At 39.0% G+C, this 21,484-nt stretch carries 17 protein-coding genes; 1 reads left to right on the top strand and 16 read right to left on the bottom strand.

Features of this window, described 5'->3' with window-relative positions; translation table 11 throughout:
• From rapZ to QUE18_RS01205, 10 genes are all read right to left on the bottom strand, one after another.
• Positions 1 to 855: an RNase adapter RapZ gene (gene rapZ / locus QUE18_RS01250; protein ID WP_009202776.1), complete on the bottom strand. Its 855-nt coding sequence runs from the start codon at positions 853 to 855 to the stop codon at positions 1 to 3.
• A gap of 15 nt (positions 856 to 870) precedes the next feature.
• Positions 871 to 1,779 carry a UDP-N-acetylmuramate dehydrogenase gene (gene murB / locus QUE18_RS01245; protein WP_008393811.1) on the bottom strand — a complete coding sequence of 303 codons (909 nt, stop codon included), beginning with the start codon at positions 1,777 to 1,779 and terminating at the stop codon, positions 871 to 873.
• Positions 1,780 to 1,848: 69 nt separating this feature from the next.
• The gene (locus tag QUE18_RS01240) at positions 1,849 to 2,784 is read right to left on the bottom strand and encodes an ROK family glucokinase (protein WP_009202777.1); all 936 of its coding nucleotides are present in this window, start codon (positions 2,782 to 2,784) and stop codon (positions 1,849 to 1,851) included.
• Positions 2,785 to 2,789: 5 nt separating this feature from the next.
• On the bottom strand, positions 2,790 to 3,725 hold the full coding sequence (hprK, locus tag QUE18_RS01235) for an HPr(Ser) kinase/phosphatase (RefSeq protein ID WP_022091348.1): 936 nt from the start codon (positions 3,723 to 3,725) through the stop codon (positions 2,790 to 2,792).
• 61 nt (positions 3,726 to 3,786) lie between these two features.
• On the bottom strand, positions 3,787 to 5,655 hold the full coding sequence (gene uvrC / locus QUE18_RS01230) for an excinuclease ABC subunit UvrC (protein WP_009202779.1): 1,869 nt from the start codon (positions 5,653 to 5,655) through the stop codon (positions 3,787 to 3,789).
• Positions 5,656 to 6,443: 788 nt separating this feature from the next.
• Complete coding sequence (gene nrdG, locus QUE18_RS01225) at positions 6,444 to 6,977, bottom strand: anaerobic ribonucleoside-triphosphate reductase activating protein (protein WP_008393806.1); 534 nt, start codon at positions 6,975 to 6,977, stop codon at positions 6,444 to 6,446.
• On the bottom strand, positions 6,937 to 9,057 hold the full coding sequence (gene nrdD, locus QUE18_RS01220; protein WP_009203988.1) for an anaerobic ribonucleoside-triphosphate reductase: 2,121 nt from the start codon (positions 9,055 to 9,057) through the stop codon (positions 6,937 to 6,939). The genes nrdG and nrdD overlap by 41 nt, the downstream gene beginning before the upstream one ends.
• Positions 9,058 to 9,214: 157 nt before the next feature.
• Entirely contained in the window at positions 9,215 to 9,730 is a 516-nt protein-coding gene (locus QUE18_RS01215; RefSeq protein ID WP_009203987.1) for a Ger(x)C family spore germination protein, read from the bottom strand.
• On the bottom strand, positions 9,717 to 10,772 hold the full coding sequence (locus tag QUE18_RS01210) for a GerAB/ArcD/ProY family transporter (RefSeq protein WP_009203986.1): 1,056 nt from the start codon (positions 10,770 to 10,772) through the stop codon (positions 9,717 to 9,719). Before QUE18_RS01210 ends, QUE18_RS01215 begins: the two co-directional genes overlap by 14 nt.
• A complete protein-coding gene (locus QUE18_RS01205) occupies positions 10,762 to 12,273 on the bottom strand; it encodes a spore germination protein (RefSeq protein WP_009203985.1) in 1,512 nt (503 codons plus the stop codon). Before QUE18_RS01205 ends, QUE18_RS01210 begins: the two co-directional genes overlap by 11 nt.
• Before the next feature lie 312 nt (positions 12,274 to 12,585).
• Here QUE18_RS01205 and QUE18_RS01200 point away from each other — a divergent pair, with 312 nt between their 5' ends.
• On the top strand, positions 12,586 to 13,230 hold the full coding sequence (locus QUE18_RS01200; RefSeq protein WP_009203984.1) for an Rpn family recombination-promoting nuclease/putative transposase: 645 nt from the start codon (positions 12,586 to 12,588) through the stop codon (positions 13,228 to 13,230).
• 340 nt (positions 13,231 to 13,570) lie between these two features.
• Here QUE18_RS01200 and QUE18_RS01195 read toward each other — a convergent pair whose 3' ends face one another.
• From QUE18_RS01195 to QUE18_RS01170, 6 genes are all read right to left on the bottom strand, one after another.
• Complete coding sequence (locus tag QUE18_RS01195; RefSeq protein ID WP_009203983.1) at positions 13,571 to 15,301, bottom strand: ABC transporter ATP-binding protein; 1,731 nt, start codon at positions 15,299 to 15,301, stop codon at positions 13,571 to 13,573.
• A gap of 2 nt (positions 15,302 to 15,303) precedes the next feature.
• A complete protein-coding gene (locus QUE18_RS01190; RefSeq protein WP_009203982.1) occupies positions 15,304 to 17,091 on the bottom strand; it encodes an ABC transporter ATP-binding protein in 1,788 nt (595 codons plus the stop codon).
• 18 nt (positions 17,092 to 17,109) lie between these two features.
• Complete coding sequence (locus QUE18_RS01185; RefSeq protein ID WP_008392439.1) at positions 17,110 to 18,072, bottom strand: helix-turn-helix domain-containing protein; 963 nt, start codon at positions 18,070 to 18,072, stop codon at positions 17,110 to 17,112.
• A gap of 244 nt (positions 18,073 to 18,316) precedes the next feature.
• A complete protein-coding gene (locus QUE18_RS01180) occupies positions 18,317 to 19,174 on the bottom strand; it encodes a polysaccharide deacetylase family protein (RefSeq protein ID WP_009203980.1) in 858 nt (285 codons plus the stop codon).
• An 18-nt stretch (positions 19,175 to 19,192) separates the two neighbouring features.
• Positions 19,193 to 20,848, bottom strand: a complete 1,656-nt coding sequence (ade, locus tag QUE18_RS01175; protein ID WP_009203979.1) for an adenine deaminase — start codon at positions 20,846 to 20,848, stop codon at positions 19,193 to 19,195.
• Positions 20,845 to 21,465 carry a hypothetical protein gene (locus QUE18_RS01170; protein ID WP_009203978.1) on the bottom strand — a complete coding sequence of 207 codons (621 nt, stop codon included), beginning with the start codon at positions 21,463 to 21,465 and terminating at the stop codon, positions 20,845 to 20,847. Before QUE18_RS01170 ends, ade begins: the two co-directional genes overlap by 4 nt.
• Positions 21,466 to 21,484 lie beyond the last annotated feature (19 nt).

The raw sequence follows: 21,484 nt of genomic DNA, 5'->3' as shown, positions 1-21,484 counted from the left end.
CTACCTCATAATATCTCTATGCTCTACTTTGACAGAATATGGCAGTTGTTTTAATCTCTCTGCCAATTTATTCGTGATCGTAACAGATCGATGCTTTCCTCCAGTACATCCGATTCCGATCACAAGATTATACTTGCCTTCTTTAATATAATTTGGGATCAAGAATCTCATCATATCATCTAACTTATCAAGAAATTCCACAGATTCTTCATGCTTCATCACAAAATCCTGAATTGGTTTGTCATTTCCAGTTAATGGTCGCAAATTCAGATCATAGTATGGATTTGGAAGAAATCTGACATCAAATACCAGATCTACATCCGCAGGAATCCCATGTTTAAATCCAAAAGAAACAACTGCAATCTGGAATCGTTCCCCTTCTTCTCCGTCTACAAAAATACGATCGATCTCTTCTTTTAACTCCCTTGTCAGAAGCTGGCTAGTATCGATCACATACGTTGCCTGATCTTGCAGAAATTTCATGATCTCCCGCTCTTTTGCAATTCCATCCTCAACTCTTCCATCTCTTGACAGAGGATGATTTCTTCTTGTCTCTTTATAGCGTTTTAATAAAATACGATTACTTGCATTCAGATAGAGAATCTCATACTTGATCCCCGCTGCCTCGATTTCTTTTAATTTGTGTGCTAACTCGCCAATTCCTCTTCCATTACGGATATCAATCCCAAGAGCAACATTTTCAATCTTGGCAGTTTCATCTAACAACATGTCTGCAAATTTATCAAGTAAAGCCACTGGAAGATTATCAACACAAAAATATCCAGCATCTTCTAATGTCTTTAATGCACTGCTTTTTCCTGCTCCTGACATTCCTGTTACAATTACAAATCTCATCTGTACTGCTCCTTTTTAGAACCTTCCAACACGTTTGACTTCTGGCTCCATCGTAACTCCAAACTGTTCTTTTACTTTATCTTTCACGTCACTGATCAACTGCATAACATCGGATGCTGTAGCATTTCCACGGTTGATCACAAAACCACTGTGTTTTTCAGATACCTGTGCATCTCCCACCTGATATCCCTTTAATCCTGCATCCTGAATCAATTTTCCGGCAAAATATCCTTCTGGACGTTTAAATGTACTTCCGGCACTTGGATATTCTAATGGCTGTTTTGTTTTTCTCGCCAATGCGTACTCATCCATTTTTGCTTTGATTTCTTCTTTATTTCCTTTCTTAAGTGCGATCACACCTTCTAAGACAACGTATTCATTCTTTAAAACGTTACTTGTACGGTAACCAAGCTCTAATTCTTCTGCTTTCAGAGTTTTGATCTCTCCTTCTTTTGTAAGAACTGTCACTTCTTTTAGTACCTGCACCATCTCACCACCGTATGCACCAGCATTCATAACGACAGCTCCGCCAAATGTTCCAGGAATTCCACCTGCAAACTCAAATCCAGTTAATTCTTCATTGAGTGCTGCTCTGGATGTAGAACTTAATAAAGTTCCTGCTTTGACGATAAGTTCATTACCACGGACTTCGATTCCACTGTAGTTTTTGTAAATCTGAAGAACAATTCCGTCCATTCCATCATCTGCGACCAAAAGATTACTCCCATTTCCTAAAACAAATAATGGAATTCCCTCTTCTTTTGCAAAACGACTGACCGCTTTGATCTCTTCCATATTCTCTGGTGCCACAAAAATATCGGCGGGTCCCCCAATACGGAATGTTGTATGATTTTTCATCGGTTCCTGTCTTAAAATATATTTTTCTGGTATGATCTGTTTTAACTGATCAATCTTTGTATCCATAATTTCTCCATTCTTAATATTAATGCAAGATGGAATCCTGTATATCACAGGATTCCAAATCTCTTCATCTTATGAAAGCATCAGACTAGCTGCACCATAAATTCCAGCATCATTTCCAAGAGTCGCAAGTACAAATCCTGTCTCCTGTGCTTTTCCAAATGTATACTTCTTAAAATGTGCATTGACCGCATCTAAAAGGATCTGTCCAGCTCTTGATACGCCTCCACCGATAACAAACACTTCTGGGTCGACCATCAATGCGATATTCCCTGCTGCAAGTGCTAATTTCTGTCCAAGATCATCTACCCGTTCTTTGGCAAATGTATCTCCTTCTTTAGCAGCATCAAAAATGTCTTTTGCAGTTACTTCATCAAGGTCTCTTAGTATAGTCGCTTCTTTATAATCCTTTAATGCTTTCTTTGTCTCATATACAATTCCCGTTGCAGATGCATAAAGTTCCAGACATCCTGTCTTTCCACAATTACATACACGATCATCAAAAGGATCCACAGTCATATGACCGATCTCTCCACCATATCCACGGCTTCCATCAATGATCTTTCCATCAACGATGATACCGCCTCCGACTCCTGTTCCAAGAGTGATCATCACCGCGCTGTTATAATCTGCTGCTGCTCCCATCCAGATCTCTCCTAAGGCTGCTGCATTGGCATCATTTGTTGCCTTTACCTTACACCCTGTAAGCTTTGACAATTCTCCTGCCACATCCACGCTTCCCCATCCAAGGTTCACACATTCATTAACTTTTGAAAACTCAAGAACAGCTCCTGGAACTCCAACTCCGAGTCCGATCACATCTTCCTTATCAAAACCATTTGCTTTGCTGTGATCATTCACTGCCTGTGCAATATCTGGCAGGATGTTCTTTCCATTTTCCTCAGTTCTTGTCTTGATCTCCCATTTCTCTTTTAATGTTCCATCTTCTCCAAACAGACCCATTTTTACTGTTGTTCCACCAATATCAATTCCATATAAATATTTCATATCATTTAATCCTCCATCTGACCTGTAACACGTTTATAAAGTTCTTCGGCTGCATTATATCCCATCTTCTTCTGTCTGTGATTGATCGCTGCTGCTTCTACGATAATCGCCAAGTTACGCCCTGGACGAATTGGCAGTGTATGTGCTGCAACTTTATTGCCAAGATATTCTACGTATTTCTCTTCTAATCCTAAGCGGTCATAATCCGCATCTTTGTTCCAGTCTTCCAACTGAATGACCAGATTGATCTCCTGCTCCATCTTAACGCTTTCAACACCATACAGATTCTTAACGTCAATAATACCGATTCCTCGCAGTTCGATAAAGAACCTTGTAACTTCCGGAGATGTTCCGATCAATGACTTCTTGCTGACCCTCTTGATCTCTACAACGTCATCAGATACCAGACGGTGTCCTCTTCGGATCAACTCTAAAGCTGCTTCACTCTTACCGATCCCACTCTCTCCTGTGATCAGGATTCCTTCACCAAATACATCGACTAAAACTCCATGGATCGTAATGCTTGGAGCCAATACAGTTCCCAGCCAGCGGATTACTTCTGCCATAAATTCAGATGTCGTATCCTGAGATATCAAAACCGGTACCCCATACTCTTTGGCAACTTTTATCATCATCTCACTTGGATGCAGATTCCTGCAAAATACAATAACTGGAATTCCAGCTCCGATAAATCTTTTATAAATATTTTTCGCATTTTCAACATCTTTTTCTACCTCTTCAATAAAAAGGTGTTCTGCTTTTCCGATGATCTGAACTCGATTCTGTGCAAAATTTTCAAAAAAACCTGCCAACTGTAATGCTGGACGGTTGATCTCTGCCTGTTCAATGTAAACTTCTTTTGAATTGATCTCTGGTGTTACTTCTTTTAAATTTAATTCCTTGACCATATCATATACTGATACTCTATGCTCTTTATCCATAATCTTTCTCTCTTTCTGCACCCTTGATTGTCTGTCTCTTTCTCTATTTTAACATATTTCCTTACTGCTTGGAATCGTGAAAAAACCCATAAATAGACTCTGCAGTACTTTGATTCATGCCAGGAACATTTAAAAGTTCCGTAACTGTTGCTGTCTTGATTTGTCCAAGATCTTTAAAATACTTCATTAATTCTTTTCGTCTCTTTGGTCCAACGCCTTTGATGTCATCAAGAACAGAATGTACTTGCCCTTTTGCACGCAATGACCTGTGATATTCGATCGCAAAACGATGGGCTTCATCCTGTATCCTCGTCACAAGTAAAAATGCTTCGCTGTTTGGCGCAAATATGATTTCCTCGTTGTTATAATACAAGCCTCTCGTTCTATGATCATCATCTTTGACCATTCCACATACTGGAATATCAAGTCCCAAATGATCCAGCACACGAAGTGCAACATTGACCTGTCCTTTTCCTCCATCCATCATCAGAATATCCGGAAATTTTGTAAAACTGCCAAGTGTAGTGTCTTTTCCTTGTTCTTTCAGTTCTTCTAGCTCTTTCTTTCCATGAAGAAATCTTCTGGTCAAAACTTCTTCCATACTGGCATAGTCATCCGGACCTTCAATGGTTCTTAAACGGAACTTGCGATAATCTCTTCTTCTTGCTTTTCCTCTTTCAAATACGACCATGGATGCTACGGTCTGAAATCCACTGATATTAGAAATATCAAATGCCTCCATTCGATTCAAACCTTCCATCCCGAGCAATTCTTCAATCTCATGAACTGCCCCGATCGTCCTTCTTTCTTCCCGTTTGATCTTTTCACGATCCATTCTTAATACATTCTGGGCATTTTCCTTTGCCATCTCTACCATCTTGTGTTTTTGCCCACGCACTGGTATCTTAAAATGTACTTTTGCTCCTCGTTTCTTTGACAACCATTCTTCAATGATCTCCTTTTCTGAAATATCCTGTTCCAGAAAGATTTCCCCTGGAAGATAAGGTGTCCCCGCATAAAACTGTTTAACAAAAGCTCCTAAAACTTCTTCCTTTGAACTTTCCTCGTCTGCTTCCATATGAAAATGTTCTCTTCCAAGAAGCTTTCCTTGGCGGATAAAGAAAATAGATACAACAACATCCTTGTCATCCTGTGCCATTGCAATAATGTCACGGTCCTCAAACGCATACGTATTGATTTTCTGACGGTCCATGATCCGCTCAATACTCTTCAGCAGATCCCTGTATTCCATCGCCTGTTCAAATTCCAGTTCATCCGATGCTTTTTGCATTTTCCCCTGAAGCATTTTTGCAACCTGTTTATAATTTCCATTTAGAAACTTGATTGTTTCTTCGATCTGTTTTGCATATTCTTCCTTGGATATATATCCTTGGCATGGTGCATCACACTGCTTGATCTGATAGTACAGACAAGGCCTGTCCTTCCCTGTATCTTTTGGAAGTCTTCGGTTACAAGTACGGATCTTAAAGATCTTGCGAAGCAGCTCGATCGTATCATTTACTGCTCCTGCACTCGTATAAGGTCCGAAATACTTTCCTCCATCTGCTTTCATCTTCCTTGCCAGCATGATTCTTGGAAATTCTTCATTGACCGTTACTTTAATGTAAGGATAGCCTTTGTCATCTTTCAGTTTTGTATTATATTTTGGATGATGCTCTTTGATCAGATTGTTCTCAAGCACTAAAGCTTCCAGTTCTGAATCCGTGATGATATATTCAAAATAAGCAACATTCTTTACCATATGCTGAATCTTCACAGACAGATTCCGGCTGTCTTGAAAATACTGACGCACACGATTACATAACTTGATCGCTTTTCCAACATAAATGATCTCATCTTTGCTATTATGCATCAAATAAACTCCAGGCTTTGCCGGAAGCTTCTTTAATTCCTGCTGAATGTCAAACATGAACTTCCCTCCATCTTTATTCTGTATATTTTATGGCTGCAAAATACACTTATCTTTAATCATAGCATAAATTTATAGGCAAAAAAAGTATCGATTTGAAGTGTAAGCTTGCATGTATGTGACGGAAATAAAAGAAAAACAAATATTTCAAAGAATCCGGGGCAACTCCGCATTTTTAGCAAGTAGTTTGATGAACTGAAGTTATTGGTGGAATATTATAAAAATGGTTATATGTCTGCGACGCACTCTCGCTCGACTCACTACGCAGCTGTACTAAGCTCCTGAATGATCTTACGATCATCCACTCGCTAAGTGCAGGCGTGTTCCTACGGTCGCCGACATATAACTATTTTTATAATATTCAATAATTTCAGTTATCGAAACCACTGGTAGGTGTGTATGTTTTACTGTATTGGTATTTATAATAAACACTGTCAGTCACTACAAAAATTGAAAACCGATAACACTCAACATACACACCCACTCAAATTTTCCAATCTTGTAATTGTCCACTCTATAGACTTCAGGTATATGATAAAAAATAAATAAGCGTCTGAAAAAGCAGCATTAGAATTTTGCCACGTTTTTTACGGATTCGCAGCTGGCTTGGTGCGATGTTTGAGCCTCTAAGAGTTTCTGATTTGAATTCCCTTGAAGGCGAGTTTCGCAAGGAAAGCCAGCGAATCAGCGATCTGTAAAAAACGTGAGCAAAATTCTCTAGCTGCTTTTTCAGGCGATTATTTATTTTTTATCATATACTCGAAATCTACAGTTGGACAACACACAAATTAAAATTCACACAACACTATTTCTTTTCGTCTCAATGTTTCCTGCACATCGATAACTCTCTGATTCTTACTTCCCTTCCAATGAAGTTTTCCATCAAATTCTTCCTGTACAAAAGGTCCATCTACGATCACATCGCAATATTTCACAACATCCAGTGTCTTGATCTCATCCCAGCAGAATCCTGTATACAGCCAGATTGTCTTATTTGGAAATGTTTCTTTGATCTCTTTTGCCAGAACTGCAACTTCTACATGGTTTGCTGGGTGAAGTGGATCTCCTCCGCTGAATGTGACACCTGAGATATAGTCTGGTTTGATCGCTTCAAATAATTCTTCTTTTGCTGCATCATCAAATGGAATTCCCCCTTCGATATCCCATGTGACTGGATTGTGGCAGCCTTTGCATTTGTGGGTGCATCCTGCAACCCATAGGACGGCTCGCAGACCGTCCCCATTTAGCATATCATCTTTCGTAATATTATGGTAACGCATTTTACATGGATTTCCTTTCCGCAATTTCTGCCATTTTGGCATCGTTAAGTCTTGTATCTCCTTTAACTCTGGAATAAGAGAGATATCCGTTCATACGGTCGATCTTTGTGAGATTTTTACTTCCGCATACCGGGCACACATCCATCTCTAATTCTTCGTGTCCACAGTCATCACAGTATGCTAAAGACAGGTTAACTCCTTCATAGAATCCTTTATCCATCGCTCTTCTTACTAATGTTTTCACTGCTTCTTTGTTATAGTTGATCGGATATTTTACATACTGGATCTTTCCACCATTGCATAATTCCCAGAAACGTCCTTCAAGATCTTGTTTCTCGATCGGTGTGATGTCTTCTGTGACATGGCAGTGGAAGGAATTGCTCACGTATTCTCTGTCAGATACATTTTCAATAACACCGTATTTCTTACGGAACTGTTTTACCTGAAGACCGCATAAGTTTTCTGCTGGTGTTCCATAGATCGCATATAGATTTCCGTCTTCTTTCTTAAATTTTTCTACCTGTTCATTAATATAGCGCAATGTTTCTAATGCAAACTCACCATCTTCTGCCAGAGACTTATGGTTGTATAACTGCTGTAATTCATTCAACGCTGTGATCCCAAAGGAAGCTGTTGCACTCTTTAAGATTGGTTTGATCTTATCATGAATTCCCAGATGTCCACCTAAGAATCCCCCTTCACAATATGCCAACGGATTCGTAGAGGCTTTCATTTCTCCTAAATATTCATAAGTCCTGATATGTAATTCACGGATCAGGTTCAGATAATAATCTAATACTTCATGGAAATCTTTACCTTCCTGTTTTGATTTTGCATAGATCATTGGCAAATGAAGGCTGACTGCGCCGATATTAAATCTTCCGACAAAAATCGGCTCATCTTTTTCACCTGCCGGCTTCATACCGCCTTCTTTATACCATGGAGATAAGAAAGCACGGCATCCCATCGGACTGATGATCTTTCCGTATTTCTTATACATGCTTGCGATATATCCCTCTCCTGTTAAAGATAACCAGTCTGGATACATGGTCTGTCTGGAACAGCGGATTCCTGCTTCAAATACATCTTCCAGCTCACATCCCGGTCCATGAAGATTCTTGTCATATAAGAATACAAGTTTTGGGAATAACACAGGCTTCTTGTGTCCTTCTTTTCCCTGTCCTCTTCTTCTAACGTCTAACATGGAGATCGTTGCCATCTTGGCAAATCTTCCAGTTCCTGTTCCTGCTGTCATTGTGATAAATGGATAATCTCCGCGGCTTGAAGACACACTGTTAAATTTGTACTCTAATCCTTGGAATCCTTGTTCAAATTCACGTTTGACATCTTTCATCGCTTCTTCTTCTGCGCGTTCTCTGGATAATCCAAGTCCTTCGTATCGTTCGATTCCTGCTTCATAGGATTTCTCGGCATATGGTTCTAAGATCAGTTCGATATTCGGTACCGTAAATCCACCATACTGCTGGCTTGCAGCGCTTAATACGATATCTCCGATCACGTCAAAAGCAACATCTAATGTCTTTGGTTCGTTGTACCAGAGATTTCCCATCTCAAATCCGCCTTTTAACACTTCCTGTACATTAAACAGACAGCAGTTCATCGTATCACGGCGGGCAGACATATCGTGAATATAAATATATCCGTCACGGCATGCCTGTATTTCTTCCGTTGTCATGAAAAATTTCTGATAGAGTTCTTTATTTAATTCATTAAAGATCAGGCTTCGTTTGGTAGAAACCAGTGCACTGTCTGTGTTGCTGTTTTCCTTATCACCAATATACATGATAGACTGGCTCTTCTTGTATACTTCATCTAACATCTGTACAAAATCCTGCTTATAGTTACGGTAATCTCTGTAGCTCTTTGCTACCAGTGGATTGGTCTGTTCTAATGCACCTTCGACCACATTATGCATATCCGAAATCGTAACTTCCTTCTTGCGCATCTGCTCCACTTTTTCCGTGACAAAGTTGCAGATAAAATCAAGTTCTTCCTCTGTAAATGTTACCAGTGCACGATATGCTGATTTATTCACTGCCACTACGACTTTTTGTACATTAAATTCTTCTTTTGTTCCGTCTTTTTTAATTACCTTGATCATAATTCTCCCTTCTCTATCAGATTCTCTTATCTTTCACTCATTATATTGTATACTAGATGTAGTATTTTATTTTTCTTTTACACACTAGATAGTGTAGCTTTTCAAGTTTAACACCGCTATCTGGTAAAGTCAATGTTAACTTTTTATCTCTTTCCCTTTATCTGTAAATCCTTCCAAGAGTAAGATTCTTACTATCCTTTATTTCCAGTTTTTTTGACAGATATTCTCCGAATGAGATCGACAATTTGTCTTCTTTTTTAAAAATATCAGAAAGATTGCGATCTGTTTTTAATACATAAACAGACTTCGCGATCTGAGGTTCATTTACTAATTCTTTGATAATCTTTTCATCTTTTTTTCCATTTGCAAAAAGCACGACTTTTAGATGTCCAAAATTTAACTGCTGACTTTTATATTGTTTCCATTTCTTATTTGCATCTTTTAAGGACGTTGCCAAAAATGTCACTGACCTTGATGGTATTTTTGTTCCAGAATCACTCTGTGCCTTGTCGAAATCCGCATACGAATAACGAACCAATACTTTCTTTTCATTGAGCCGTTCAAATCCCATCGCCAACACAAACCTATGATCTTCTACATCTTGTTGTTTGCTGCATCCTTGTATGCAAAATGCAATTAGCAGCACCAAAAGATACCCTCTATATTTTTTCATCTTTCTGTTCCTTTCTCCACATCAGAAATAAAATAAGTGGAAAAAACAATCCGATCACCAGATTCCCATAGATAAAAACAAAAAAATACCGTCTGATCCATGTTGCAAATGTTGTCATGATCCATGGACTTATGACGTAAATTCCACCATATGACAAACTCAATCCCACGATCCTTCCTTTTGAAAATGCATGTTTGATACTTTCATTTCCATAAAATAAGTAACCGCTGAATACGCAAAAGACACCTACGATCCAAAATGCGATCAAAAAAAGATCCAGTCTTGCCATGATCCCTCCTGGCATTGCCACTCCCTGTGCCATAGACATCACAGGTTCTGGATCGACCATCGTAAGCTTCTTTCCAAGGGAACCTACAGTACTTGCAAACACCCCAAGAAAAAGGATCATCAAACCTGCAAATGATCGCATCCTGATCGGTCCATCTTTCATATCTCCACGGTAAAACCACACGAACTCGATCGGATGCATCAGCGCAAATACAAGAATACTTCCATTGAGCATCTCTCTGCCACACCAACTCCTGACTGCTAACTCATCCCATGAAAGATTTGCCATACTCAAGATCAGTACGAAGATCAGCGGTAGCAATACAAACCAAAAAATTCCTTCCATTACTCTGCCTCTTTTTGTTAAACCTCCCTGATTTATCAGATAAGCCAGAAGAAGCAATGGAAATCCAATAAAAAATGTTGATTTGTCTGGAAGAAGATATTTTTTTGTAAGAGACAAAATACATAAATAAAAAAAAGCTCCATTCAGCAGAAATCTTACATAATAAATGATGGCTGCAAAACGATATCTTTTTAGTACATTTTCAATAGAAACCCCTCTTGCTGCATGATCTACGATCCACAAATAAATTCCTGCCATCACACTTGCCATGACCACCACAACAATTCCTGAATGATATGATTTTTGTAGTGCGATCTGTGGAAGAAACATTGCAGCTGCCGAAAATATTTCAAGGATCATGATCCGATTCCCCTGTCTTGCCGTGATCATCTGCGAATTATTTTTCATCCTCGTCCTCCTTCTGCCTTACCCTCGCCCCTTCTTTTGTGAATTCTGGACGGTATTTCATCCGCTTTAGTGGATAACGAACCATAAAATCCTGAAATGCTGTAGATAATCTTCCTCTTTCTTCAACCATTGGATGTGCATATGGAATTCCATAATTCTCCAGATAGAATAAATGAATAAATATTGCCAGAAATCCTAAAAAGAATCCATACAATCCCCAAAAGGCACACAGAATGATCAGAAAAAACTTCATCAGACGAAACGCACTGGTGAATAACTCATTCGGAATCGAAAATGTAGCAATCGCAGTCAATGCCACCACGATCACTACGATCGTACTAACAAGATGTGCATCAACTGCTGCCTGTCCAACGATCAGACCGCCAACAACACCCATCGTTCCTCCGAGCTGTCCCGGAAGTCTGATTCCTGCTTCTCTTAATAACTCAAACGATAATTCCATCAGCAGTACCTCCACGATCACCGGAAATGGAACTCCTTCTCTCGCCGAGATCAACGCCAGCAAAAAAGGCGTTGGCAACACCTCCGGATGAAATCCCGCAATTGCCACATAAAATCCAGGAAGTCCTATGGAAATGATCGCTGCTATATACCGTAAGATTCTTACAAATGTCGTAATTTCCCAACGATTATAATAATCATCACTTGCCTGAAAGAACACATTGAATGTTACGGGCAGCAATAAAACCATTGGCGAATTATCAAGAACAACTGCAATCCGGCCCTCCATGATACTACTCGCAACCTTATCCGGCCGCTGCGTCAGCTGATACAGTGGAAATGGAGTTTTACTGTCTTTTTCCAGATATTGCTGTAACATTCCATTATCAAAAATTCCATCGACACAGATCTTATCCATCTGTTTCTGAATTTTATTTAAAATGTCCTTCTGTACCAGATCCTCAATATACATCAATGCATAATCCGTTTTACTTCTCGTTCCAATCTGCTTCTGGATCACTTTTAACCTCGTATCCCGTATCCTTCTACGGATCAATGCCGTATTCATCCTCAGACTCTCCGTAAAACTATCCTTGGGACCAACGATCGCCACTTCCTGATCCGCATTCTGTACCCCTCTTGTCGGAAATAATTTGCTGGAAAATAAGATAGCCCTTGCTTCTCCACCCAGAAATAAAATCGTATTCCCAGATAAAACCGCTGTCATAGCATCTTCCATTGTATCGATCCATTTCCAGTCTGCGGATTCGATCACATATTGGCTGATTGCTGTTCTTTCCTGCGGAAAAGAATCCTGAAGCAACGGTCTGATGACAGATTCCTGAAGCATTTCTGTATTTACTAAGCCGTCCATGTATACAATATATATGCTGATTTCGTGATCGATTCCGATTTTGAATTGTTTTTGTACCAGATCGTTGCAATCCTGCATGATTTGGGTTGTGTATTTTATGTTTTCTTGGATATCTGGGGAGATGTTTCCTTTTAGTTTATGAGTTCTTGTGTGGAAGTGATCCATGGGTTTTTTTCCTCTTTTCTTTTTTGGATAGTATGTGGGATTTTGGCAGGTTATATACTTACGATATTGGTTTGCAATATTTTATATGGAATAAAATGTAAAAAATAGTTATTGTAAATATATGGTTTTTCTGGTAATATAAGAAACATAAGTCGATTTATAAAAACATAGTACATTTCAACAAAAAAACAAATCAAACAAGCAATTCTTAAAATTCAAACACTGTAACTACAGTCATATATAATATTGCAGTTCTACAATTAAGAATTTCAGTTCAGAATTGAAGAATTTATGCACACAGGAGGATAACCTATGGCAGAAAAGCTAAAGAATAAAGTTACCGATGGTTTTCAAAAAGGTCATCCCTACAGAGAACTCCCACCTTGTATCCATGTAGGTATCTTAAATTTCAACCAGATGATAAGCCCAAATTATTACCATAAATTCTGTCTCATGGATGAGAAAACGAAGGAGATATATAGTAGAAAATTTCAATTTCATATGTTAGAATTAAAGAAATTAAAGTATGCAAAAGAGAAACAAAAAAGAAAGCCATTATATCAATGGGCAAAACTGATAGCTGCACAAACATGGGAAGAACTAGAGCAGGAATCAAAAGGTAATAAATACATGGAAAGGGCGCTGGAAGAGATGATAAAAATCAGTCAGGATGAAATGGAAAGATACCTATATTTACGAGAAGAAATGGCAGAAAGCGATAGAGTCAGTCAGATACAAAGTGCAAAAAGGATTGGACGTAAGGAAGGAAAAAAAGAGGGAGAAATACTAAAATTAATCACACAGGTACAAAAGAAAATAGCAAGGGGAGATTCTCTAGAAAAGATAGCTGATGATTTAATCGAAGACGAAACCGTAATTAAGCCCATTTATCAATTAGTACAAGGAAATCCGAATAAAACAGAAGATGACATTTATCAGATGTTGAATTTACTTTAAAGCCTACAGAGCATTATGAAAAAAATTATAAATCTCCGTTCATAAATACAAAAATTAATAGCCAATAACGTATAACATACACACCGTGGTGGTTTGAATAGCCGTCCGTGTATATGAGAAAAACAAAATAATAATATAAAGGATCCAGAACCATTGAAATTTTGCCGTTATTTTGACAGGTTCGCAGCAAGCTTGGTGTGCTGCCTGAGCGAAGCGAGACAAGGAAAGCTTGCGGATAAGCGACCTGTCAAAATGACATGCATAAATTTCCTGGTCTGGATCCTTTATTATTTTGTTTTTCTCATATACACTCCCCACGACTACCATTTCAAACTACAATTTACATCTTCCAATTAGCCGCCTCCACCTGCAATTCCACCATATGTCGATAAATCCCATCACAAGCTTTCAATTCATCCGGCGTTCCGTTTTCAGCAACAACCCCGTCTTTCAACACAACAATCTTATCAGCGCCATCCACAGTTCTCATTCGATGTGCAATAATTAATACAGTCTTATCCTTGATTAATTTTGATAATGCTTCCTGTATCAATGATTCATTATCTACATCCAAAGATGCCGTCGCTTCGTCCATCAGGATGATTGGTGCATCTTTTAAGAATGCTCGTGCTATCGAGATTCTCTGGCGTTCTCCGCCGGATAGTTCTGAGCCGTTTTCTCCGATCATGGTATCCCATTTCTGTGGCATTTTCTCGATAAAGTCTTCACAGTTTGCTAATTTTGCTGCTGCCATAACTTCTTCGTCTGTTGCATCTTTTCTTCCGATTCGGATGTTTTCCATAATCGTGTTGTTAAATAGTGTTACATCCTGAAATACAATGGAATATAGTGATAATAATGTTTCTGGATCGATCTTAGAGATATCCATGCCTCCGACCGTGATCGTTCCTTTGTTGATATCCCAGAATCTTGCAGCTAATCTTGATACGGTTGTTTTTCCACTTCCGGATGGTCCGATCAGTGCGGTTACTTCGCCTTGTTTTGCGGTGAAGCTTACGTCTTTTAAGATCTGTTCATTTCCATCGTAAGAAAATCCTACGTGATCAAAGTTGATGTCATATCCCTGATTGCTTAGTGTTTTATTTCCATCCTGTTCTTCGTGGCTTAAGATTTCATCCATTCGTTTGCACTGTGTGTCTGTAGAGATGATCGCGGATAAATTCTCTAATGCTACCTGGAATGGATCGTACATCCTTGATACGACCAGCAGATACATGAAGAATGTTAATGCATCGATTTCTCCTTTTGCAAATAAGATTCCTCCGACTAAGGTTGTCGTTCCGATTCCTACTTTTAAGATCAGCTGTGACAGGCATACGAACATTGCGTTGATCGCTTCGGATACTACGGCGTGTTTTTCAACGGCCTGAATCTTTTTGTTTAAGCCTTCCATATAGGTATTTGTTGCGTTGTATGATTTTAAATCTCTAACGGTTTCCAGCCCTTCCTGAATTCCATCCTGGCATTCCAGTTTGTATTTCATTGCATTTTCATTTAATCGGTGTGAAATTGGTCTTGCACCGAATACAACAAAAAATGCAACTGGTAATACCCATACAGCTGCCAATGTCATTTTTACATTGAAAAAGAATAAACAGATCGTTACGATCGTTGTGGAACACATGGAACCGAATAACTGTGGGAAAAAGTGAGAACTTGCTGTTTCCAGCCATGCACAGTCTCCCATGATCGTACTTGTAAGGTCTGCAAGGTCCTTTTTACCGAAAAATGATAATGGAATCTTTCTTAATTTCTCTGCCAGTGTACGTCTTCTGACTCCACTTTCCACATAAGTTGCGAGGAATGTTGCGTTGTACTGGAAGTATGTTGTAATAATAATCAACAATATTGAAATAACCATTCCTCCGATATACATTGGCAATTTTGAACTTGGAATTCCACCATTTAAAATATCAGATGCCAGCAGATATAGAAGTCCGACTGGAACCATAAATGCTAAGTTTGCAATTGTTACGATGATGACCGCTTTAATCATATCATTGACACCCTGTTCAGAAAGGGCATATTTATGTTTTAATCTTTCTCTCATAATTATAATACACCCCCTACTTTCCAGTTCACTGATTTGTTATATTCTTCCCACATATGGGCGTAAATGCCGTGACTCTTTAATAATTCGCCGTGGCTTCCTTCTTCTGCGATCGCTCCGTCTTTCAAAACATAGATACGGTCTGCATTTGTAACGGTTGATAATCGGTGGGCGATCATGATGACGGTCTTGTCTTTTGATAAGTTTTCAAACGCTTTCTGTACTTTCTGTTCGTTATCTGGATCTGCAAATGCAGTTGCTTCATCAAGGATCAGAACTGGAGCATTTTTAAGAAATGCTCTGGCAATTGAAAGTCTCTGTGCTTCACCACCGGATACATGAATTCCTTTGGCTCCGATCATTGTATGGACGCCGTCTTTAAATTTGTCGATGATATCCATACACTGCGCATCTTTTAATGCCTGCATAACTTCCTCGTCGGTTGCATCTGGTTTTCCAAGTCTGACATTTTCAAGGATGGACATCTTTAATAATTTGCTGTCCTGAAATACATAAGAAATCTGATTCATAAGTTCACTGCTTGTGATATCTCTCACATCAACGCCGCCGATCTTTACGCTTCCTTCTTTGACATCCCAGAATCTTGCGATCATGGATGCTAAGGTTGTTTTACCGCCGCCAGAAGGTCCAACAAATGCGACATGTTCTCCCGCTTTGATCTCAATGGAAATATGATCGACTGCATTTTTCTTTGCCCCTTCGTATGCAAATGTTACATCCCGAAGAGATACGGAACTGTCTTTTGGAATCTGTCCGTTGGTTGTCTCTTTTAATGACTGTCTGTTCATCACATCACCCATACGTTTTAATCCATCAACGACCTGCATCTGGGCTTCGCCTGCGTATGCAAGTTTCATCAATGTTGTTGTTAAAATTGGTGTGATGATGATATAGAATAATAAGTTTAACCCAAATGCTGCTGTGATCTCATGTCCGCCAAATACATAGGCTGCAATGATGATAAATACAAAAATGGAATTGACCGCTGTTGTAAATCCAACCATTGGTTTTCTCATTTTTTTCGTAAATCCCAGTGTCCATTTTTCATATTCATCAATTGCTTCTTTGAATCTCTTAAATGAAAATACCGTCTGTCCAAATGTTTTGACAACGGGAACTCCACGAATATATTCAACCGCTTCTGCTGACATGACTTCCAAGGAATTCTGATACTGTTTCATACTTTCTGCCAGATCTTTTCCACTCATGGAACTCATGAATACGAATCCAATCGCTGCCGGAATCAGACACATGATTCCTAACCTCCAGTCAAAGACTGCCATTAAGATGATAAGTCCGATCGGTGTTGCCTTGGAAACTGCTTTATCTGGAAGGGTATGTGCCAGATATGTTTCTGTTGCTGCACTGGAATCTGTGACGATCTTTCGAATCTTACCAGTTCCTTCGCTTTCAATATATCCTAATGGTAATGTCATGATGTGGTTCATCATTGCTGTTCTCATCTGTGCCTGTACATGGAATGCTGCGATATGAGAGCACATGAGGCCCGCCATATAGATGATCATTCCAAGAATCGCAAATCCTACCGCACGCCATCCATAAGTGCTGATTCCTGCTGCCTTTGAGAAATCAAATCTGACTCTTAACACTTCCTGCATCACTTTCCAGATATAATAAAATGGAACTAACGCAACAAATGCACTGATCGCTGCAAGAATGGTTGAGAGAATGCTTAAATATTTGTAACTGCCTGCGAAATGGTATAACTGCTTTGTCAGGCTTTCTTCTTTTTCTTTCTTTTCTTCCATTATATTCACCTCCGTAAATTATTTATTGTCGGACAATTCCATCTGTCTGCTGTCCTTATTTAAATTGTGCTTGCGCTTATATTCAAGCGGTGCAGCCCCGTAATAATTCTTAAATGCTTTTGCAAATCTTGATTGTGTCGCAAATCCTACTGCATCACTGATCTCTGATATTTTCATTGAATTTTTCAGAATCAATTCTGCTGCCTTTTTCATTCGGATCTCATTCAATAATTCGCTGTATCCTCTTCCATATACTCCCTGGAAATAATTCTTAAGACTTGTCTCACTGATTCCAAAATGTTTCGCAAGTGTCGCTGCAGAATATCGTTTGCTTAAATCTTCTGTCAGAATATCCATGGTCTTTCTCGCAATCTGAATCTGTGAACCTGAGTAGTACACCCTGTTTGTCTCCACTGCATCCCTTTTGCTGCAAAGAACCTGAAGCCACCGGCTGACATCCACCGCAAGAAGATTCATATCTGCATCTGCTTCAATGTCATCTTGAATCACTCTCACTGCCTGTTCAATTCTTGCATCTGCTTTTGAAATAAATGGTGTCTCTCTTCCCAGAAACCGTTCTTTTAATTCAACGCTCATTTTGGTATTCCTGCCATTTAATGACAGTTCTTTGTCAAGTTCTGGACATGGATACAAGATCAACTCCATTCCATGATACTGTGCTCTTGGATAGTAAAATTCATCCGCTTCTCTTGAAGCAGTCCCATAGTCGATTGAATATTCCCCGGTATCCACATAAGTACCGCCACCATTTTTCAAAAGAACCTCACACTTGCCAAGGAAACTGAAATTCACTGTCATGACCGCTTCCCCTTCGTAGGCCTGAATCTGGACTTCTGGGATTCTTCTTGATCTGATATCAATATACAAAAGCTCCAGATATGAGCTGATCCGATAACAGACGATCTTTCCTTTCTCTCCTGAAAAATCTGATGGCAGGATTACTTCTCGTTTCTCATTCATGAAAAACTCCTTCTCTCTTCCTTTCTTTTATAATTTACGGTTATATGTTAGTATACACTAACTTTTGATTCAAGAACAAAACAGCAAAATAGCTCCTTTTAGCATCTGGTTTGTTCTTGATTTTGTCTTTTTGGTAAAAAGAATCCTGTTTTATGGAATCTCCTGCAAACAAAAAAAGGAAAGGATCTTCACAAAACATGATAATCCTTTCCAATTTGTTTAAAATTTCAAATTCTAAATCTCATTATTTTCTAATAATATCAGTTGCACTGAAGACTTTATCACCTTTGCCTGCTTTCACACCCTTAGCTTCTAACAGCTCGGATACTGTACAAACTTCATATCCTTTCTTCTTAAGGATCGGTAATACTTTCTCTACTGCTGCAACAGTTGGCTTATGAATATCATGCATTAACACGATATCTCCGTCTTTTGCATGTTTTAAGATTGTTTTAACAGTCGCATCTGTGTTCTTTGTCTTCCAGTCTAAGGTGTCAACACTCCAAAGGATCAGTGGTGTATCAATTCCTTTTTTAACATTCTCATTGATCGCTCCATATGGAGGTCTTACGCTGACTGGTTTACTTCCACATGCTTTGTAGATTGCATTCGCTGTCTTGTCTTCCTGTTCTCTTACCTGTGCAGCACTTAACTTTGGAAGGTATGTATGATTCCATGTGTGGCTTGATACTTCATTACCTGACTCTAAGACTTTCTTGACTGTCTCTGGATAATAATTTGCATTCTGTCCTAACATGAAAAATGTTGCTCTTGCATCGTTCTTCTCTAATGCTGCTAATACTCTTTCTGTATTTCCTTTTAATGGACCATCATCAAATGTAAATGCGATCAGTTTCTTTGTCTTATCGATCTTTCTTGGAACGTAGAGTGATTTCTTCAATTCTTTGTCTGTTCCTTTACCGAGCAGATCATCATTTGCCTTTACCATGTATTCTCCCATGGATTTGTTCACTGATGCATAACTTGTTCTTCCAAATCTTGTCGTTACAAAAAATATTCCTGCTGCGATCACCAGGATAATGATCAATAGTGCTGCAACTCTTCCTTTGTTGATGCGTCTTCTTTTTCTTCGTCTTGCCATTGTACCCTTCTTCTTTCCTTATGATTTTAATAATTGAAATGTATCTACATCCACAAGTCCAAGGTCTGTCAGTCTTAATGATGGAATCACTGGAAGTGCCATAAATGATAATGTGATAAATGGATCAATATCTCTGGATATTCCTAGTTTCCATGCCTTCTGTAACAGCTCATCGATACCTTTCTGGATGTCTTTCGCCGATTTCTGGCTTAAAAGCCCCGCAACCGTCAGCGGTAAAGTACCTAAAACTCTGCCTTCAGATACCAGTGCGTATCCTCCCTGAATCTCCTCTATCGTCTGTACAGCTTTGATGATATCTTCGTCATTATCTCCTGCCGCAATGATGTTATGTGAATCATGTGCTACAGATGTTGCGATCGCACCGTTGGTTATCCCATATCCCTTGATCGGTGCCGCAGCTGCATTGCCTGTTCCGCGGTGACGTTCAAATACACATAATTTAGAATATTCACTATCTGGAGTAAATAACCCCTCCTTTGATGGAACCTCTTCCTGTAAAAACTTCGTGACGATCTGCCCTGGGATCATCCCGATCACAGGGATCTTTCCTTCTGCTTTTACCTGAATCTTATCTTTGGAGATATTCTTTAATACAACGGTGTGAAGCATTGATTCATTCACTGGTTTTGCTTCTTTTGTAAAGAATTCTGTGTTCACAATTCTTCCTTGTTTGTATACAGAATGTACTTCGACACTCTCCAAAGAATCAAGGATCACGATATCCGCATCTTTTCCCTCTTCTAATACTCCGATATCATTTAAACCATATGTCTTTGCAGCATTATATGTTGCCATCTTTACCGCTGATATTGGATTCATTCCAAGCTGGATACTCTTCTTTATATTGTAACTAATATGTCCTTCATTTTCAATAGTATCAAGATGTTTATCATCGGTACAGAACATAAAATGTGCAATAAATTCTGGTTCTTTGACAAGTCCCGGAACTATATTTTCTACATTCCTTGCTGCACTTCCTTCACGAACTAAGATTTTCATGCCTGCAAGACATTTTTCTTTGGCTTCTTCAAAAGATGTACATTCATGATCTGTCATAACTCCTGCTTCCACATATGCCTTTAAGTCTTCTCCGCTAAGTCCTGGTGCATGTCCGTCAATGACCATTCCTTTACACAGCTCTAATTTCTTCATGATCTGCTCTTCTTTGCTTAGAACCGCTGGATAACACATCACTTCTCCAAGTCCTAAGACAAGCGGATGGTCCTTCCACTGCTTCATATCTTCCGCCGTAAAATCTGCCCCATTTGTCTCAAATGGTGTCGCTGGAATGGATGAAGGCATCATGACATAGATTCCAAGTGGGGCATCGCCTGCTGCATCCAGAATGTATTCCATCGCTTCATTTCCTTTGACATTGACAAGTTCATGAGGATCTGCGATAACCGTCGTTGTACCATGCGGCATAACTGCTTTGGAAAATTCCATTGGTGTCGCCATACTAGATTCAATATGTACATGTGCATCAATGAATCCAGGTGTGATATATTTTCCTGTACAATCTATTACATTCTCCCCTGAAAAATGACCAATTCCTGCGATTTTTCCATCTTTCACTGCAATATCTGCCTGAAGGATCTGTTCATTTTTCACATCAACGACATTTCCATTTTTAAAGATCACATCATACATCATTCTTCCTCCTTAAATTTTACGATTCCTACATAATATTTCTTATCTGTATCAAATAGCATATTCCAGTCGATTTCTTCGCACTCTCCACAATTCGACCAGATCAATTTCTCTTCTTCCTCATCAAATCCTGTGATCGTCACCCAGTGCCAGTTATCTTCTCTTAATTCATGCGCCGGATGTCTTAAGATCAGAAATGCAACTGGATGGTCTTCCTTTAATGCTGGCAAGATAAAATCCAATGCCTGTTCTCTACTTTTGGGTAAAAATAGCTGTTCTGAACTTAATGTGATTCCATGATCTTTTGCATATCTTTTGAAATCTTTCGCAAATCTCCCAATCAGTGGATATCCCATAAATCCAGGTTTCATATAGCGATACATCGTCTGCATCAAATTTAAATATTGTTCATAGTCTGCTGCTTTCTGACTATCTTTTATCGGATATAAATCTTTAAAATCTTCCCGACTGAGTGCATAAATAGCTGCAATATTGCTGCCTGTCACACTTCCACATCCTGCCAGGCGCTGAAAATCTCCTGGAAACCATTCCTGATTGCCGCCATATCCTATGGTTTTACCGTCCTTTATGATCTGTGGACAGTGAAGTTCTTTCCTCATAGTCTGTCCTTCCTGTTAT

This window comes from Anaerostipes hadrus ATCC 29173 = JCM 17467, from assembly GCF_030296915.1.
Lineage (GTDB): Bacteria > Bacillota > Clostridia > Lachnospirales > Lachnospiraceae > Anaerostipes > Anaerostipes hadrus.
This window is presented reverse-complemented; position numbering and strand designations above follow the sequence as displayed.

Bases quoted from the DNA above. Each gene is read 5' to 3' on its own strand.
- murB (WP_008393811.1), bottom strand. From the start codon at position 1,779: ATGGATACAAAGATTGATCAGTTAAAACAGATCATACCAGAAAAATAT.
- uvrC (WP_009202779.1), bottom strand. From the start codon at position 5,655: ATGTTTGACATTCAGCAGGAATTAAAGAAGCTTCCGGCAAAGCCTGGA.
- QUE18_RS01170 (WP_009203978.1), bottom strand. From the start codon at position 21,465: ATGAGGAAAGAACTTCACTGTCCACAGATCATAAAGGACGGTAAAACC.
- QUE18_RS01205 (WP_009203985.1), bottom strand. From the start codon at position 12,273: ATGGATCACTTCCACACAAGAACTCATAAACTAAAAGGAAACATCTCC.
- QUE18_RS01215 (WP_009203987.1), bottom strand. From the start codon at position 9,730: ATGAAAAAATATAGAGGGTATCTTTTGGTGCTGCTAATTGCATTTTGC.
- nrdG (WP_008393806.1), bottom strand. From the start codon at position 6,977: ATGCCAAAATGGCAGAAATTGCGGAAAGGAAATCCATGTAAAATGCGT.
- QUE18_RS01200 (WP_009203984.1), top strand. From the start codon at position 12,586: ATGGCAGAAAAGCTAAAGAATAAAGTTACCGATGGTTTTCAAAAAGGT.
- rapZ (WP_009202776.1), bottom strand. From the start codon at position 855: ATGAGATTTGTAATTGTAACAGGAATGTCAGGAGCAGGAAAAAGCAGT.
- QUE18_RS01180 (WP_009203980.1), bottom strand. From the start codon at position 19,174: ATGGCAAGACGAAGAAAAAGAAGACGCATCAACAAAGGAAGAGTTGCA.
- QUE18_RS01195 (WP_009203983.1), bottom strand. From the start codon at position 15,301: ATGAGAGAAAGATTAAAACATAAATATGCCCTTTCTGAACAGGGTGTC.
- ade (WP_009203979.1), bottom strand. From the start codon at position 20,848: ATGATGTATGATGTGATCTTTAAAAATGGAAATGTCGTTGATGTGAAA.
- QUE18_RS01210 (WP_009203986.1), bottom strand. From the start codon at position 10,772: ATGAAAAATAATTCGCAGATGATCACGGCAAGACAGGGGAATCGGATC.
- hprK (WP_022091348.1), bottom strand. From the start codon at position 3,725: ATGGATAAAGAGCATAGAGTATCAGTATATGATATGGTCAAGGAATTA.
- QUE18_RS01190 (WP_009203982.1), bottom strand. From the start codon at position 17,091: ATGGAAGAAAAGAAAGAAAAAGAAGAAAGCCTGACAAAGCAGTTATAC.
- nrdD (WP_009203988.1), bottom strand. From the start codon at position 9,057: ATGATCAAGGTAATTAAAAAAGACGGAACAAAAGAAGAATTTAATGTA.
- QUE18_RS01240 (WP_009202777.1), bottom strand. From the start codon at position 2,784: ATGAAATATTTATATGGAATTGATATTGGTGGAACAACAGTAAAAATG.
- QUE18_RS01185 (WP_008392439.1), bottom strand. From the start codon at position 18,072: ATGAATGAGAAACGAGAAGTAATCCTGCCATCAGATTTTTCAGGAGAG.